The sequence below is a fragment of the Fictibacillus sp. BK138 genome (assembly GCF_004216955.1).
Taxonomy (GTDB): domain Bacteria; phylum Bacillota; class Bacilli; order Bacillales; family Fictibacillaceae; genus Fictibacillus.
On the sequence record NZ_SGXL01000001.1, the window covers coordinates 1,009,133 to 1,024,072 of the forward strand.

The following is a 14,940-nucleotide window of genomic DNA, read 5'->3' on the forward strand; positions in this document are numbered from 1 at the left end:
TTGTGATGTTGGGATTTTTACAGCGAATCGGCCGTGCACTGATGCTGCCGATTGCCGTTCTTCCGGCAGCGGGATTGATATTGCGTTTTGGACAGGATGATTTATTAGGTATACCTTTTTTAGCTGCTGCTGGTAATGCAATTTTTGGTCACTTGGCATTAATATTTGCGATTGGGGTTGCAGTAGGACTTGCAAAAGACGGAAACGGTGCAGCAGGTCTTGCTGGTGCCATCGGATACTTTGTTTTAACAGAAGGAGCAGTAAAGTTTGCAGAAGTGAATCTTGGCTTTGAAGGCAAATTTGACATGTCCGTTCTCGGAGGTATTCTGGCAGGGGTTGTAGCAGGGCTCTTATACAATAAATTTTCTAATACGAAGCTACCGGAATGGTTATCTTTCTTCGGCGGAAAACGGTTCGTGCCGATTGTCACAGCGGGTACGATGGTCGTTCTTGCGTTAGTTTTTGGTTTCATCTGGCCTTATATCCAAATGGGATTAGAAAATGTCGGTACATGGATTACAAGTGCTGGAGCTATTGGAGCAGGAATCTTTGGGTTCTTTAACCGGTTATTAATACCGCTCGGACTTCATCACGTTTTAAATAGTTTCTTATGGTTTGTTTTCGGTGAGTTTACGGGTGAAAACGGCAAAGTAGTCACAGGTGACTTGGCGAGATTCTTTGCAGATGATCCAAAAGCAGGCTTCTATATGGCAGGATTCTTCCCTGTAATGATGTTCGGGCTGCCGGCAGCTTGTTTTGCAATGATTAGTGCAGCGAAGAAGCATCGTAAGAAGGCAGTTGCTGGAATGCTAGGCAGTATGGCACTTACATCCTTTGTTACAGGTATTACTGAGCCAATCGAATTTGCTTTTATGTTCTTATCACCGCTTCTATATGTTATCCATGCTGTGTTAACAGCTGTATCTATGTCAGTAGCTGTATTGTTTGATATCCACCATGGATTCACGTTCTCTGCGGGAGCGATCGACTATTTCTTAAATATCGGAAAAGCTCAAAATGGTTGGGTTTTACTTCCTATCGGAGCCGTATACTTTGCAGTGTACTATGTAATCTTCCGTTACTTGATCGTAAAATTAGATCTTAAAACACCAGGAAGAGAAGATGAAGATACAATTGTTGCCGAAGCAGCAGCAACGGGTACTGTAGCTGATTCAAAATATGATACGGCGGCAGATGCTTACCTTGCAGCATTGGGCGGCAAAGAGAACATCGTACAGCTTGATAACTGTATTACTAGATTGCGTCTACAGATTAAGGATATTAGTAAAGTTGATGAAGCTGCTCTAAAAAAAGCTGGCTCAAAAGGGTTAATTAAACTTAATAATCAAAACATCCAAGTAGTAGTGGGAGCAGAAGTTGAGCCAATTGCAGACAGTATGAGGGATAAGCTGTAATAAAAAGAAAACACCGTTCCCAAGGGAATGGTGTTTTTTCTCGATTAAGCGTTCCAATAACCGCTTACCGGTACGTTCGCTGCATATCCGTATGGGTAAGGGCATGGATACGAATACACGCAGCAATTTCCGCTGTACGAAACGGCTCCGACAATAATGAGCAGTACGAATAGTACCACATAAAGCGTAAAGCTATCAGAACAGTACTTTCTCGACGACATGGTTTCACTCCTCTTCTTGCACTATGAGAAGCCGGTTTCTCTCCTCATCCCATTTTATGCAGAAAGGATAAGCATAGAAACGTGATAGATGCGGATTTATAGAAACCAAGATGTCAGTTTTTAAGATTACTTGTATGCTTCATCTAAAATAATATATAGATAGTCTGCAAACTCACCTTTAGAGAACATTGTGACTTCATAAACACCACCGATATCATTCCATACAAAAGCGGTGTCTGTATCTGTTGTTTCTTCAACATCTGTTGGCAGCCCAGCTAATTCTAGTGCCTTTGTTTTATCATCATCAAATAAGATTTCTTCATCAATTACCGAATAAACAAGGCGAGCGGCTTTTCCTTCAACAAATGTAACAGCATACTTTTCATTTTGATAATAGCGAACAACGGCCGGAACAAAGTTTGATGTTCCAGAATAACGAAATTGAATTTTTTCAGATCGTACGGGTTCTCCCCACAAGCTGCTGACTTCTTTTTCCGAAAGGTTTGTTACTTCACTTGCAACAAATTGGTGATGGCTAGTTAAGTAATCTTTATCTTCTTCAGTCTGATTTTCGCTCGAAGCATCTTCTTCTGAAGTATTTTCTGCGTCATCAGCTGCTACAGTTTCTTCTGCTTCTTCATCACCTGAAGCAGCAGGCTGAGAAGATTCATTCTTATCATTCTCTGCTTTCACCGCCTCAGAAGTCGGTTGATCTTTCGTTTTATCATCCTTAGAACAAGCGGAAATGGTTAAAAGCACAGCACATATTAATAAAATTATTAGTTTTTTCATAATAGATCCCTCATTATGTAATTCGATTTTTAGGCTTTACTAAAAAAGATTGCTGTTTCCGGTCATTTTTTTGTTATCTTCATTGGATAGTTGATTGGAGAGCAAGGTGCGAGACTCCTGCGGGACGAGCGGTCAGGTGGAGACTCCTAATGGCGCAAAGCGGCAGGAGGCTCACCGCACGCCCCGCGGAAAGCGAGCATCCTGGAGCGGAAATCAACTACTTTCAAGAGCAACAAAGTTCAAGAAAACAGCCTTTTTATAAAACAGCCAACAATAATGTTAACAAAAGAAAAAGTAAATTGAAAATGAAAAGTTTGGCAGATTAATAAACATTTACGAATGGATATTAGATGACATGTAAGCTGATCATAGTCATAAAATAATGTTAAAGAACGCTAAATATGAAGACATAGCCATTATATCAGCTTATAACGAACAAAAACCATGGAAATATTTCATTTTGTTAACAAATCATCTACAATAATAGTAGACATTCACCAAAAGAGCAAAATGATGAAAGGCAGGTGTGGTGGAGGATGCAATATATTGTCTATGATTTAGAAATGACTAACCGTTTGTCTGAAATTATTGAGATTGGTGCAATTCGTATGAAGGTAGTAAATGAAGAACTTGTGCTTCTTGATACGTTCCAATCCTTTGTTCAGCCAAAGATGGATAAATTAAATACACGCATCACGAACCTTACAGGTATAACAAAAAAAGACTTAATTTCCGCTCCTTCTTACACTGAGGCCATTGATAGCTTTAGAGCATGGATCGGATTAGAAGACTATTATTTATGCTCCTGGGGACCTGAGGATAAATGGGCATTCATAACAGATTCTACTTTTCATCAGACAGATATCGAATGGATTATTAATCACAATGATCTGCAATTCCATTTCAGTATGCTCCATGATAGTGGAAAAGGTTTTCGGTATGGATTATCACGTGCACTTCAAACATTGGACTTATCTTATGTAGGATCTAAGCACCGTGCACTAGATGACGCTATCAATACAGCTAAAATCCTTCAAAAGATTTTTAACAATGTAGTGTTTACAAAGAATCCGGCTTCCTACATGGAATCTAAACTCTTTGAACCTGAAAAACTAGTTTATAAGACAAAAGCTGAAGAGGAAATCTCCCCATTTGCTTCCTTATCAAAGTTATTTAACTAAAGTAATTAAAATCATTTGCGTAAACTTATAAAAAATATAAGTTAACCAATAATTTGATGATAGGACTTTGTTCCTGGAAATACGACTGTTTTCGACAAAAATCATTAGGTATAATGGGTTAAAATCCATATAAAGTAAGATATGTCGTCATTTGACGAATTGTTTTTGTAGGAAAATGACCTTAGTTTCGATAATAATGATAGTGGGGGGTGTTTATTGGTGAACACTACATATTACATTACCAATAAAAATAATCAGTTGCTGGAGTTATTAAATACAATTGATTATTGCTTGAGTGATGCGCGGTTAGAAGAAGTGGATAGGATCATACGTCTTAAAGAAGAATTATTAGCCAACGATGGAATACATATTACACCGGAACAAATGAATAACATCATTTCTTTGTTACTATCATTTGTTCCAATGACTGTTAAAGAAGTAGGATAAAAATTTAAGACGGAAACACCAAAAGGACCTCCCGCGAAGAGGTTCTTTTTTATTTATACTTTTTACTTTTTCGAACATAAAGTATTCGCTATGGGGGTTGTTTTAATTTTCATGGTAAAAAAATTAACATTTTTATATACTTATAGTAGAAATTAGAATTTTTTGATAGTTTCAACTTAATTATCGGGGAGATTAAAATATGTTTCGGATAGAAGATCAAAAAGAGATCAACACATTATTTAATGGATTTCTCGATATGATGTTTTTAATGAAAGTAGTGGATGAAGGAAAGAGATTTCAATATGCAGCAGCAAATGATTCAGCTCTTAAATATGCAGGTATCCAGAGAGATGTTATTGGCAGGTTTATGGACGAGGTACTGGATAAGAAACTAGCTGAAGAATTGCAAGCGGTATATAAACAAACAGTATTCTCTGAAGAATCAATTCAGTTTGAGACGGAAACGTTCCAAAATGGTATGCGCCAAACTGCATTGACGAACTTAACTCCTATACATAATAAACTTGGTGAGTGCACCCATTTATTAGCATCTGTTAAAGACATTACTGAGACGAAAACCATTGCAGAAAAATTAGAAAGATCAGAAGAACAATATCGCATCCTTTATGCGGAACAAAAAAATGCTGAATCTTTGCTTATCGGTCAAAAAATAATATTAGAGATGATTGCGAAAGGAAACAGCTTGCATGATGTGTTTAAAGCCATTTCTTTGAATTTTGAAGCAGCCATGCCGCAATCCGAAGTGTGTATCCATTTGGCTAATGAGCGGGATAAAAGACTTGAGTATGTATACTCTGCTAAACTGTCTGAATCATTCGTTCAAGCTATTCATCAGATCGAAATTAATTCTTTTGAAGAGAGCTGCGGAAGAGCTGCGTTTACATACCAGCCTGTTATTTTGGTGGACATCGAGAAGGAACTAAAAAACGATAAAAAGAAACGAATGGCTTTGCAGCATGGAGTAAGAGCCTGCTGGAGCAACCCCATTCTTTCATCTTCAAATCAGCTGCTTGGAATCTTAGCCGTATACTTTAATGCGCCTTCTTCGCCTGGTGAAAAAGATTGGGGAACAATGGAAGCGTTTACGCACCTTGCCGGTTTAGCGATCGAACAGAAGCAAAAAGAAGAAGCCCTTCGAAAAAGTGAAGCCAAGTTCAGAGCGATGACTGAAAATGTAACGGACTTAATCGTCACACTTGATATGAGTGGAAAGGTGAAGTATACATCGCCTTCTTACAAGTTTATCTTTGGAGCTGAAGCCAAACTGGGAAACTCTTTTCTAACGTATACACATCCGGAAGATATTCCTGCTGTATCTGATAAATTTAGAATTCTTTTAAAGGATAAAAAGCCGACAGAGGTTCAGTTTCGTTATCTTCACACTAGTGGACACTACGTTACGATTGAAGCCAGGGCCATGCCGGTGCTGAAAGAATCAGGCGATATTGAGAACATTGTAGTCGTGGCAAGGGATATTACTGAAAGAAATAAGCACGAAGAACTTATTAAAAAGATGGCCTATCAGGACCAGCTTACAGGTTTGCCCAATCGAAGATCATTTACAGAAGAGTTTGAAGGTCATATACATAGCGCTGAAAATAAGAGCCAGCAGCTGGGAGTCCTGTTTTTAGATTTAGATCGATTTAAATTTATTAATGATTCTCTCGGGCATTCTTTTGGGGACCTTGTCTTAAAAGAAGTTTCTTTAAGACTAAAACTGTTTACGAGTGGTTTTGGCAGAGTGTACCGCATGAGTGGAGATGAATTTACAATCATTCTAGAAGATATAAACGAAGAGAAGCTTAAACAGAAAATGACTGACCTTCTAGAAATATTTTCAGAACCTATTTTAATAAAGGACGAAATGATACATATTACAGCGAGTATAGGAGTATCGATATTTCCTCTGGATGGTCACGATCCTAAAGCTTTATTGAAGAATGCCGACCTTGCGATGTACCGGGCTAAGGAAGATGGTAAGAACACGTACCAATATTATAAAAGTACACTTGACAGCAACAGTTATGAAAGATTATTAATGGAAAATGAGCTGCATGCAGCCATAGAAAATGATGAACTGCTATTGCATTACCAGCCAAGGTATTCAATAGATCGGACGTCTATCATTGCGTTAGAAGCCTTAATTCGATGGGATCATCCGAGATGGGGGATGATTTCACCAGCAGAATTCATTCCTTTAGCAGAAGAAACGGGACTGATTACTAAAATAGGTGCATGGGTGATTCGAACAGCCTGCAGACAGACGAAAGAGTGGATAGATCGTGGATATTCCCCTGTAAGGATAGCCATAAATCTTTCTGCTAGGCAATTTTTGCAAAGAGATCTTGTTTCATCTATCCAATCTGTTCTGAAGGAAACGGGTTTGCCTCCGGAATATGTTGAACTTGAGATTACGGAAAGCACATTAATGAAGTATGAAGAAACTATACTTTTTTCTATCGAACAATTAAAAAAAATGGGTGTGCATTTTGCGCTTGATGATTTCGGTACGGGTTATTCTTCGATGGGGTATTTAAAGAAATTCCATATTGATACTTTAAAGATCGATCAATCATTTATAAGAGGGATTGGTACTGAAACAGATGATTCTGCCATTGCGACGGCCATCATCACTCTGGCACATTCATTAAAAATGAACGTGGTGGCTGAAGGTGTTGAAACAGAAGAACAATATAATTATTTAAAAAAGAAGAACTGTAATGAAATCCAAGGATATTTTACGTGCAGGCCGATGGAAGCTAAAAAAATTGAGTTGTTGATGATGAAACATTTTAGTGGGATAAAAACAAACAAACCTATTACTGTATAAATATAAAAGGGGCTTATTAAGCTCCTTTTTACGCTTTATTTTCTTTTTCTTTTTCTGTTTTTTCTTTTAGGTCTTCCATTTCTTTTTTGAACCTCTTCGTTAGGGAGTTTTGATTTCCATAGAGGAATATCATATCGCCTTCTTGTATTTCAGTAGTATAGCTGTCCTTCCGTAAAGTAACATCCCCCCGCTTAATAAATAAAACCAGCATGTCATCTTCTATTTCTATAACGTCTTTTAGCTTCTTGCCGATGATTGACGAGTTATCATGGATTGGCAGTTCAATTACGACATCATCTTCATCAAAATACATAACATCACGCAGAGGCAGATCAGCTAGATTGTATTGTTTTTCAAGATGTCCTTTAAACGATTTCTCCAAATAATGTTTAAGTTTCGGTATGGTTAGGATTAGATAGATACCTAAAAGAACCAGAATAATCATTCCAAGCTCAATAGATCGAAATTCATCAGATAAAATATTGCTGATCGCAGAAATAACTACTGCAAGAGAGAAAACTCCAAATAGAATCAAAAAAGTGCTTAGCCTTCTTCTGATAGGGTGTTCTAAGATTAACTCTGACTCTCCTGTAGTAAATCCTGTTGCGGTAAACATGGAAATTACCTGGAAGCGCGCTATTTCCTTTTTTAATCCTGTGAATGTAAATAGAAGAACATTGATCTCAATTACGATTGCAATAATGGCAAAATATAATAACGTAAACAAAAAACCCACGAAGGCACCTCCGTCTAATACTTTCTATCTTCTTATACCCTAAAAGTATATATGTAATGATTCAAATTCACCTTTTTTGTAGTTTCATAAAAATTTTCTGGTACACATATAGTTTTGTACAGGAGGGGATTTGAATGACAGGCTTTCTTATTGCCTTATTACCGGCAGGACTATTATGCGGAGGAGTGGCTTTGCTCATACATTCATTCGTGAAGAAGGACACCTATCACTATGATAAAGATCACCTTTGGGAAGATGCACCACAAACTTCGGAAGATTATCGTATCAAATAGCACATTCATTACTTGATATTTTCCTCCATTATGGTAAAAAGTAATAAAACAATAATTAGAATTGAGGACGTAATGTGAGGAAAGTTTCAAAAAAGTGGCTAGTTGGAGGAGCGATCCTTGCCATCCTTTTATTTGCTATTTTTCAAGCAGGAAAAACAGAAGGTTCTAATAAGACAAAGACAATAAAAATAGTCGCACTTGGTGATTCATTAACGTATGGTGTGGGCGATCCTTCAAAGACCGGATATATTGGCGTTGTGCGTCAAAATATTCAGAAGGAAACCGGAAGAAATGTAATCGTAAATAATTTCGGAATCAGCGGACAACGATCAGACCAACTTTTACGTCAATTGGACAATGGCGTCGTAATAAAAGCCCTCAAGCAGGCTGAATATGTGTTTGTATTTATAGGTACGAACGATTTTAGGCATGCAGCTGGCTGGAACTTCCGTCAGCTCCCACAGCAGCCGCTCTTGCTCGGAAAGGAAAAGCTGCGCAATAATTTAAGCAAAACACTTACTGTTATCAGGGAGAACAACTCTTTTGCACAAGTATATGTTTTAGGGTTATATAACCCATATTTCGGAAAGGAGTATGACAAAAAAGCTCCAGAGAGTATACGTTCGTGGAATGAAGCAATTATTGAAGCGAGTAAAGAAAGCACATTGACGAAATACATCTCTACGTATGAACTTTATGAAAATATTGAGAAAGACATGTATTTTTCAGATTCTTTGCATCCGAACCGAAGAGGTTATTATAAAATGGGTAATTGGGTTTACAATCAGTGGAAGCCATAAGAAAAAGCTGACCGAATTGGTCAGCTTTCTTCATACTATTTTTTAAATTGAGCATCTAATTTTCCATTCATGTCGATTAGGAAACCAATCTCGCGGCCTAATAACTCACCAAGTTCTTTGGCTTTTTTTTCACTTTCATTTTTTATCTGCTCAATCGTTAATTCGCCTTTGAGTTTTGAAGCACCAACGATAATGCTTAGATCACCTTTTTCATAAAATACGATCTTCATTTACAATACCTCCCTGAAAAATAGAACCTTTTACATCATTCGCTTACACGTTTTGGCTTATGGGGTAGAAAAGAAGTTTTGGAAAAACCTTCATGAAGAAACATTTAAATGGAATAAATATGCATGTTCAGAAATCTTGACAAGTTTTTATGTATGTTGATAAGATTAAAGCACGTTAATATGATTCGCTGAATTCTTTTGTTCTATTCTGAACTTAAAAGAAGCGGGGGAACCACAACTTTGGCACTAAAGCCTTGGGATGAATTTGTTAAAAGCAGAAGGGATAACTCTCAATTCCCTAATCCGACAGCTAACCCCGTAAGCGTTTTTGGAGAGAGAGCTTATATACATGGGCTAAGTCTATGTGTTGCAGTGTACCCCACGGAAAATTCCTCTCTAGTTTTCGTGGGTTTTTATATGCAAACAAAAATTTAGGCATGTATTAGGACACACTCCTCATACTATAGTAACAATAGTAAGAATTTTCTAATAAAGGGGGATGCGTTTATGAAGTTATCAACAAAAATCTTGATTGCATTGGCACTTGGGGTTGTTGCGGGTCTTATTCTCAACTTAGCCTTGCCAGATGCTTTCGCGACACTGGATAAGTATGTATTAAAACCAGTGGGAACATTATTCTTAAACCTTATTAAAATGCTCGTTGTACCAATTGTGTTCTTCTCAATCGTACTAGGTACAGCAGGTTTGGGTGATCCAAAAAAATTAGGACGTATCGGTGTAAAAACAATCGGTTTCTTCCTTGCAACTACAACAATCGCCATTATTATTGCTATGTCGTTAGCACTTATTTTTAAACCTGGCGTAGGTGACTTTGAAACCGAAGGAGCAAAATTTGAAGCTCAGGAAGCTCCGGCTGTAACAGATACTTTGTTAGGAATTATTCCTACTAACCCTGTTCAGGCTATGGCTGATGGAAACATGCTTCAAATCATTGCATTCTCAGTATTTGTTGGTTTTGCGTTAACAATGCTGGGCAGCAAGACAAAGGGACTTTTAAACTTGGTTGAACAAGGTAATGAAGTAATGATGTACCTTGTAAACCTAATAATGAAGTTCGCTCCATATGGTGCCTTCGCGTTGATTGCTTCCGCGATTGGAAGCCAAGGTATGGAAGCGATTAAAGCAATGGGATTATATATGATTATAGTCATTGCGGCGCTAGCTATTCATTCGATCGTAACTTATGGAGGGGGAGTAGCTTTATTAGCCAAAAAGAGTCCGGTTTGGTTCTTTAAAGGATTCTCGCCAGCTATGTCAGTTGCTTTCAGTACTTCAAGTTCAAGTGCTACACTTCCGATATCTATGAAAACTGCTCAAGAAAACCTAGGTGTTCGTAAGTCTGTGAGCGGTTTTGTTCAGCCGCTTGGTGCTACGATCAACATGGATGGAACAGCAATTATGCAAGGGGTAGCAACAATCTTTATTGCACAAGTGTATGATGTGAACTTAAGCATCGGTGCAATGCTTACGGTTATCTTAACGGCAGTACTGGCAAGTATCGGTACAGCCGGTGTACCAGGGGTTGGGCTTATCATGTTAGCGATGGTCCTAAACTCTGTAGGATTGCCGGTTGAAGGTATCGCATTGATTCTAGGTGTAGACCGTCTTCTAGATATGCTTAGAACAGCGGTTAATATTACAGGTGATGCAGCGTGTGCTCTTATCGTCGACAAAGGTGAAGATAAGCATGTTGGCGAAAGAAAAGAAGAGGCAACTGCTTAATAAATTTTATCAAAAGCCGCAGGTTTTCCTGCGGCTTTTATTTATGCCTAAATCCCTAGTTTAGTGAAAATGAGTAAATAAATGTAAGCAAAAACCGAACTTCATGTTAAAATAGATAAATACATAATGATGTTTCGGAGTGATATTTTTGGAAAAGTGGCTTGAATTAATAATACTTGCTGGAAAAGTTATTTGGGTGCAGCTGCAAACTGTTATTAATCCTGTTGTTGAGTTAATAGAAAGCGGTATGAATTCTTTTTGGTTTGTATTTGCTTTAACTGTAATAACTGGGTTCATCATCTTAGAGATCCTTTATAGAGCTATAACTTTTTATCAGGCGCACAATTTTATTCACCGAAAGATGGTCAGGGAACCTGCCAGGGATATTGAATTTAGTCTCTTTTTAAAGACTCTTTGGCAATCAGACCGATCTAAAGGGTTAGTAGCAAATGCGAAAGCAGCAAAAAGCCGGTACTTACAGTTTAATTTACAAGAAAGACTTTTTGTTCAGAATAATTTGCAGCAGCGAATGAGATTTCTGAGAAATAATCAGGCCCTATTTTTATTGGCGGCAATTTTTACAGGATTACTATCGAGTATTGCAGCGAATGTGCTGCCTATCAACTCTGTAAGTTTTACAGGTGAAAGTGTTTTGAAAACGGTCTTATTTTTACTTGCATGGCTTTTTATCATGCAATCAAAGTATGTTTCGATGAAAAAACAGACCTATTATCATCTTGCTTGGATGCAGGAAACGAATAGAACTGCAGCTGTTGATTTCATTCAAGATGATGCAGCTGTCTCTATCAATGAAAACAACCCTACGTACTAACGCGATACGTAAGGGTTGTTTTTTATCCAAAAACGGTATGGGAAAAATACGGCCGCTTCTGCATACTGAATGCCTATTCTTGGTCCAGACTCTATTTCATGAGACTGGATTTTCATTTTTTCTTTTATACTTATTCCGCACATATTCATTTTTTGACCAGAATGTTCTAGCGAAAATCCCATACTTTTTGAAAGCTTTCCAGGACCATTTGTGAGCTGTACCTCTTTTTTTATATTTCCCCTTCTTTCTTTCATGATCTCTATCCCTTTAATCGGCTGGATAGCTCTTATTAAAATCGCTTCTGGTTTATCTACCGGACCGGACACGATATTGAAGCAAACATGCATCCCATATATAAAATAAGTATAAATTGTTCCTGCTTCATGAAACATGACCTCTGTTCTAGGAGTTCTTCGGTTTCCAAAAGAATGGGCTGCCCGGTCTTCTGGGCCTAAATAAGCTTCTGTTTCAACAATTAGGCCTGAAGTTAAACCCTGATTATTTTTATGAATAAGTTCCATTCCAAGAAGTCTATTTGCAAGTTCGAGTGTTGGCAGATTCCATAAATCCATTTTTTTCTCCTATAATGTATGACATGAGGATGATATTAGTAAAATAAACGATAGAATTTGTAGTATTATGTTACCTTTTGTCGGAGTTTTACAAACGTAAAAAAAAGGAAATCATAAGGTTAGAAAGAAGTTTTTATAAAGCAAATAAATAGGAGGCGTTTAATGTGGATGGTTGGGTTAATGAAACAGGAATTTATCAGAATCTCTCCAAAAGACGCTGGGAATATTGGGAAGTTAGTCAGCAAGGAGTAAAAACAATGGTTTCATGGCTTTGCTGGAATGCGCCTAATTCTGTTTATGAACAATGGAGTAAATCTGTCTTACATTAAACGAAGTGTTTTTTTAAGTTCCTTTCTTATGGAAGGGACTTTTTTATTTTCTGAAAATGCTTGAATCTTCTTTAAGGTGGTTAAAATGGTTAAAAAAAAGGAGATTGAGGAATGAATCATAATAAGGGCCAGTTGAGAAGAGCTGTCGAAGGAAGAAAACAGCGTTTGATTCAGCATCTTATTCATAAGGGGCTATACGGCTATGAAGATCATAGGCATTTAACAGAATTTACATTGACAGAATTAGAATCAGAATGGAAAAATGCTCAACTATTAGGGAGAGAGGATCATATTAGTTGAATATTTTTGAAATATTTAAAAAATAGGTACTTCTTTACTTTGTTTTTGGTATAATACTCCTATGGGTAGGGAAAAGGGTTTATTTTTACGACAAAATAACAGAAGAAATACCATAAATCGTTTGATAAAGGCAAATTCACTGAAAAGTGGGGACGCAAAGCTAAAGGGGCTTCATTTCTTACAATATGCCAGCCAGCTACCTTACGAATCATTATCCTTCGATTTATGAAGTAAAAAAGGGAGGATATGTATATGGAAAATCAAATTTTGTTCTTATCCTGGTCTGTGATTGGTTATTATTTAGCTATTTTCTTTTGTTTTGGATTGCTTCTGTATTTTACAGCTACCATGGTAAAAAAGGATACACGGATTATTGACTATTTTACTAATGTACTCATAATCATAGGTGCAATTGCTTGGGTGGTTATAACGAGTTAGTTCGAGATTGGAAATTTCCAAATTTTTAGTAAGGATATCCTTCAAAGCCCCACGTTATAATGAATGCATACATGGAAAGGGGCAAAAAAAATGAAGTATAAAGAAAGACTCAATCTCTCTGAGGAAGATAAGGAATTACTAGTCGAAGCGCTACTTAGCCAGGGTTATGCATATGAGGTTGTAGATTCTGAATTAAAAGATCTTGAATATGAGCTCAAACCCGGTTATGAAGCTAAAATGAGGAAATTGAACGTATTATTAAAAAAATTACATAGTTAAAAAAAAAATTAAGCAAAAGACCTTTTGGATCTTTTGCTTTTTACTTTCTCTTTATTAAGTATCAAGTAACCCTTTTCTTCTAGCTTCCATCCGCCATTCAGCTTCTTTTACTAATCTTCTAGGTAGTTTCCCTCTATTTTTTAAGAAAGACCAATATGTTAAATATTGTGGCGGTCTTGAAACAGGAGAAACATTTCTCGCATATTCCCACCAAGAGATTTCATTTGCTTCTAAACGTATAAGAAAAAGATCGTCACCTTTTACCATAAAACTCACTCCTGTCTTGCCTTTCGTTACCAATAGTATGGACCGATTTTAAAGAAATAACCGAAAAAAATCATGGCACTTCAGTTTATGCAAAAAGGTGCATTATGATTAGGACAAAAAGTAATTTTTTAGTTAGGCAGGATTTAAGTTATGCAGCTTGAATCTTTAAAATACATAAAGGATGGAAGAACGTGCTGTGAAAAAAGAGGAGGTGGTCCGGTTGGAGCAGGTACTCATGTTTTCATCGCTTCTGGCTCCATTAGTTACTGCACTTATGGAGCTGTTAAAACGTACTTTCCCGATTCCTAAGAAATATATCCCTTTAACCAGCTTTTTTGTAGGTTTAATAGTTGGAATTCTTGCTTATCCTTTTACCGATATGGACGTTGTGCTAAGACTATGGTCTGGAGGAATAGCAGGTTTGGCAGCAACTGGATTGTATGAAATAGGAAAGAGAAGTAAAAAATCAAAAAGAACATGCTGAGACATACAAGTATTTATACAAAATGTTTAGAATTTGTAAGACAGTGAATAGATTATAGTAAGAAAACAATGTCGGGTGGTGGATCTCATGAAGGCTTTTATAGCACTTTGTTTTGTTGTTATGTTGTCCTTTCTATTTGTCCCTAACATCCCAGATCAAATTCAAGAGAATTCCTATGAGAAAGATAAAGCAATCTCGCAGCCGGTAAATGCTGAAGAGAAAAAAGCGGGCGAGAAAAAAATCCCCGGATTCAATGAGGAACTTGCAAAGAAAAATGCAAGCCTTTTCATGGAAGCTCTTAAACAGGAAACAGATGATAATTATAAAGTAATAAACTATTCTTCCAAAGATGAACTTATAACTTATTTAACTAACTATGTTTCTGAAGATATTGCAACATATTATACTGATGGTTTATTTGAAGAAAAGGAAAGCTCTTTATACATTATTCCGACTGAATTGCCTCCTTGGCTAGAAGAAGAGGAACCGGTAAATATCAAGCAGCTTTCCGATACTTCTTACCGGGTTTATCAAAAGAACAGTTCTGATCTTTACGGTATATATGAAATTACACTAGGATACGAATATATTGATGGCAAATGGATTATTACATTTACTTCAGTGGATTAAGCATGGGGCTACCCATGTTTTTTCTCGATTAGAACAAACATCTGGATGAACGATTAAAACAAATGGACTTTAAATGTTGTGAACTTTACAATAGAGGAAA

General features: G+C 37.0%; 21 protein-coding genes and 2 riboswitches. Of the genes, 15 read left to right on the plus strand and 6 right to left on the minus strand.

Going from position 1 to position 14,940, the window contains the following annotated elements:
- Positions 1-5 precede the first annotated feature (5 nt).
- Entirely contained in the window at positions 6-1,415 is a 1,410-nt protein-coding gene (gene nagE / locus EV282_RS04905) for an N-acetylglucosamine-specific PTS transporter subunit IIBC (protein WP_130294269.1), read from the plus strand.
- Between the two features lie 44 nt (positions 1,416-1,459).
- Here nagE and EV282_RS04910 read toward each other — a convergent pair whose 3' ends face one another.
- Positions 1,460-1,636, minus strand: a complete 177-nt coding sequence (locus EV282_RS04910) for a YjcZ family sporulation protein (RefSeq protein ID WP_130294271.1) — start codon at positions 1,634-1,636, stop codon at positions 1,460-1,462.
- Positions 1,637-1,762: 126 nt separating this feature from the next.
- On the minus strand, positions 1,763-2,428 hold the full coding sequence (locus EV282_RS04915) for a hypothetical protein (protein WP_130294272.1): 666 nt from the start codon (positions 2,426-2,428) through the stop codon (positions 1,763-1,765).
- 149 nt (positions 2,429-2,577) lie between these two features.
- Here EV282_RS04915 and EV282_RS20140 point away from each other — a divergent pair, with 149 nt between their 5' ends.
- The 4 genes from EV282_RS20140 (at position 2,578) to EV282_RS04930 (ending at position 6,907) form a co-directional block, all read left to right on the plus strand.
- Positions 2,578-2,754: a hypothetical protein gene (locus EV282_RS20140; RefSeq protein WP_165389361.1), complete on the plus strand. Its 177-nt coding sequence runs from the start codon at positions 2,578-2,580 to the stop codon at positions 2,752-2,754.
- 210 nt (positions 2,755-2,964) lie between these two features.
- Complete coding sequence (locus EV282_RS04920; RefSeq protein WP_130294273.1) at positions 2,965-3,609, plus strand: 3'-5' exonuclease; 645 nt, start codon at positions 2,965-2,967, stop codon at positions 3,607-3,609.
- A gap of 219 nt (positions 3,610-3,828) precedes the next feature.
- Positions 3,829-4,056: a hypothetical protein gene (locus tag EV282_RS04925; RefSeq protein ID WP_130294275.1), complete on the plus strand. Its 228-nt coding sequence runs from the start codon at positions 3,829-3,831 to the stop codon at positions 4,054-4,056.
- 199 nt (positions 4,057-4,255) lie between these two features.
- The gene (locus tag EV282_RS04930; RefSeq protein WP_130294276.1) at positions 4,256-6,907 is read left to right on the plus strand and encodes a sensor domain-containing phosphodiesterase; all 2,652 of its coding nucleotides are present in this window, start codon (positions 4,256-4,258) and stop codon (positions 6,905-6,907) included.
- 28 nt (positions 6,908-6,935) lie between these two features.
- Here EV282_RS04930 and EV282_RS04935 read toward each other — a convergent pair whose 3' ends face one another.
- The gene (locus tag EV282_RS04935) at positions 6,936-7,643 is read right to left on the minus strand and encodes a TrkA C-terminal domain-containing protein (protein ID WP_130294278.1); all 708 of its coding nucleotides are present in this window, start codon (positions 7,641-7,643) and stop codon (positions 6,936-6,938) included.
- 134 nt (positions 7,644-7,777) lie between these two features.
- On the opposite strand from EV282_RS04935, the gene EV282_RS20145 reads away from it, so the two are divergent.
- Both EV282_RS20145 and EV282_RS04940 read left to right on the plus strand, forming a co-directional pair.
- Complete coding sequence (locus EV282_RS20145) at positions 7,778-7,936, plus strand: hypothetical protein (RefSeq protein WP_165389362.1); 159 nt, start codon at positions 7,778-7,780, stop codon at positions 7,934-7,936.
- Between the two features lie 74 nt (positions 7,937-8,010).
- Complete coding sequence (locus tag EV282_RS04940; protein ID WP_130294279.1) at positions 8,011-8,736, plus strand: GDSL-type esterase/lipase family protein; 726 nt, start codon at positions 8,011-8,013, stop codon at positions 8,734-8,736.
- A 35-nt stretch (positions 8,737-8,771) separates the two neighbouring features.
- On the opposite strand, the gene EV282_RS04945 is transcribed toward EV282_RS04940, so the two are convergent.
- A complete protein-coding gene (locus EV282_RS04945; RefSeq protein WP_077359415.1) occupies positions 8,772-8,966 on the minus strand; it encodes a hypothetical protein in 195 nt (64 codons plus the stop codon).
- 176 nt (positions 8,967-9,142) lie between these two features.
- Positions 9,143-9,306: riboswitch (cyclic di-AMP (ydaO/yuaA leader) on the plus strand.
- 167 nt (positions 9,307-9,473) lie between these two features.
- On the opposite strand from EV282_RS04945, the gene EV282_RS04950 reads away from it, so the two are divergent.
- A complete protein-coding gene (locus tag EV282_RS04950) occupies positions 9,474-10,709 on the plus strand; it encodes a dicarboxylate/amino acid:cation symporter (RefSeq protein ID WP_130294281.1) in 1,236 nt (411 codons plus the stop codon).
- Positions 10,710-10,857: 148 nt separating this feature from the next.
- Positions 10,858-11,541, plus strand: coding sequence for a hypothetical protein (locus EV282_RS04955; RefSeq protein WP_130294282.1), 684 nt, complete (start codon positions 10,858-10,860; stop codon positions 11,539-11,541).
- Here the strand turns inward: EV282_RS04955 and EV282_RS04960 are convergent.
- The gene (locus EV282_RS04960) at positions 11,538-12,113 is read right to left on the minus strand and encodes a DNA-3-methyladenine glycosylase (protein WP_130294284.1); all 576 of its coding nucleotides are present in this window, start codon (positions 12,111-12,113) and stop codon (positions 11,538-11,540) included. The two genes, EV282_RS04955 and EV282_RS04960, sit on opposite strands and share 4 nt — an antisense overlap.
- A gap of 164 nt (positions 12,114-12,277) precedes the next feature.
- Here EV282_RS04960 and EV282_RS20150 point away from each other — a divergent pair, with 164 nt between their 5' ends.
- The 4 genes from EV282_RS20150 (at position 12,278) to abbA (ending at position 13,459) form a co-directional block, all read left to right on the plus strand.
- The gene (locus tag EV282_RS20150; RefSeq protein WP_165389363.1) at positions 12,278-12,442 is read left to right on the plus strand and encodes a hypothetical protein; all 165 of its coding nucleotides are present in this window, start codon (positions 12,278-12,280) and stop codon (positions 12,440-12,442) included.
- 111 nt (positions 12,443-12,553) lie between these two features.
- Positions 12,554-12,742 carry a Fur-regulated basic protein FbpA gene (locus EV282_RS04965; RefSeq protein WP_066291913.1) on the plus strand — a complete coding sequence of 63 codons (189 nt, stop codon included), beginning with the start codon at positions 12,554-12,556 and terminating at the stop codon, positions 12,740-12,742.
- Positions 12,743-12,861: 119 nt separating this feature from the next.
- Positions 12,862-12,946: riboswitch (cyclic di-GMP riboswitch) on the plus strand.
- Positions 12,947-12,994: 48 nt separating this feature from the next.
- Positions 12,995-13,180 carry a hypothetical protein gene (locus tag EV282_RS04970; protein ID WP_077359410.1) on the plus strand — a complete coding sequence of 62 codons (186 nt, stop codon included), beginning with the start codon at positions 12,995-12,997 and terminating at the stop codon, positions 13,178-13,180.
- Positions 13,181-13,270: 90 nt separating this feature from the next.
- Positions 13,271-13,459: an antirepressor AbbA gene (abbA, locus tag EV282_RS04975; protein ID WP_165389364.1), complete on the plus strand. Its 189-nt coding sequence runs from the start codon at positions 13,271-13,273 to the stop codon at positions 13,457-13,459.
- A 54-nt stretch (positions 13,460-13,513) separates the two neighbouring features.
- On the opposite strand, the gene EV282_RS04980 is transcribed toward abbA, so the two are convergent.
- A complete protein-coding gene (locus EV282_RS04980; protein ID WP_066291901.1) occupies positions 13,514-13,726 on the minus strand; it encodes a hypothetical protein in 213 nt (70 codons plus the stop codon).
- 220 nt (positions 13,727-13,946) lie between these two features.
- Here EV282_RS04980 and EV282_RS04985 point away from each other — a divergent pair, with 220 nt between their 5' ends.
- Both EV282_RS04985 and EV282_RS04990 read left to right on the plus strand, forming a co-directional pair.
- A complete protein-coding gene (locus EV282_RS04985) occupies positions 13,947-14,210 on the plus strand; it encodes a holin (RefSeq protein WP_130294287.1) in 264 nt (87 codons plus the stop codon).
- An 87-nt stretch (positions 14,211-14,297) separates the two neighbouring features.
- Complete coding sequence (locus EV282_RS04990; RefSeq protein WP_130294289.1) at positions 14,298-14,840, plus strand: hypothetical protein; 543 nt, start codon at positions 14,298-14,300, stop codon at positions 14,838-14,840.
- The last annotated feature ends 100 nt before the right edge of the window (positions 14,841-14,940 follow it).

Coding starts and splice junctions, on each gene's coding strand:
- EV282_RS20145 (WP_165389362.1), top strand. CDS start 7,778: ATGACAGGCTTTCTTATTGCCTTATTACCGGCAGGACTATTATGCGGA.
- EV282_RS04980 (WP_066291901.1), bottom strand. CDS start 13,726: ATGGTAAAAGGTGACGATCTTTTTCTTATACGTTTAGAAGCAAATGAA.
- EV282_RS04990 (WP_130294289.1), top strand. CDS start 14,298: ATGAAGGCTTTTATAGCACTTTGTTTTGTTGTTATGTTGTCCTTTCTA.
- abbA (WP_165389364.1), top strand. CDS start 13,271: ATGAAGTATAAAGAAAGACTCAATCTCTCTGAGGAAGATAAGGAATTA.
- EV282_RS04950 (WP_130294281.1), top strand. CDS start 9,474: ATGAAGTTATCAACAAAAATCTTGATTGCATTGGCACTTGGGGTTGTT.
- EV282_RS04915 (WP_130294272.1), bottom strand. CDS start 2,428: ATGAAAAAACTAATAATTTTATTAATATGTGCTGTGCTTTTAACCATT.
- EV282_RS04965 (WP_066291913.1), top strand. CDS start 12,554: ATGAATCATAATAAGGGCCAGTTGAGAAGAGCTGTCGAAGGAAGAAAA.
- nagE (WP_130294269.1), top strand. CDS start 6: ATGTTGGGATTTTTACAGCGAATCGGCCGTGCACTGATGCTGCCGATT.
- EV282_RS04945 (WP_077359415.1), bottom strand. CDS start 8,966: ATGAAGATCGTATTTTATGAAAAAGGTGATCTAAGCATTATCGTTGGT.
- EV282_RS04960 (WP_130294284.1), bottom strand. CDS start 12,113: ATGGATTTATGGAATCTGCCAACACTCGAACTTGCAAATAGACTTCTT.
- EV282_RS04920 (WP_130294273.1), top strand. CDS start 2,965: ATGCAATATATTGTCTATGATTTAGAAATGACTAACCGTTTGTCTGAA.
- EV282_RS20140 (WP_165389361.1), top strand. CDS start 2,578: ATGGCGCAAAGCGGCAGGAGGCTCACCGCACGCCCCGCGGAAAGCGAG.
- EV282_RS04930 (WP_130294276.1), top strand. CDS start 4,256: ATGTTTCGGATAGAAGATCAAAAAGAGATCAACACATTATTTAATGGA.
- EV282_RS04910 (WP_130294271.1), bottom strand. CDS start 1,636: ATGTCGTCGAGAAAGTACTGTTCTGATAGCTTTACGCTTTATGTGGTA.
- EV282_RS04970 (WP_077359410.1), top strand. CDS start 12,995: ATGGAAAATCAAATTTTGTTCTTATCCTGGTCTGTGATTGGTTATTAT.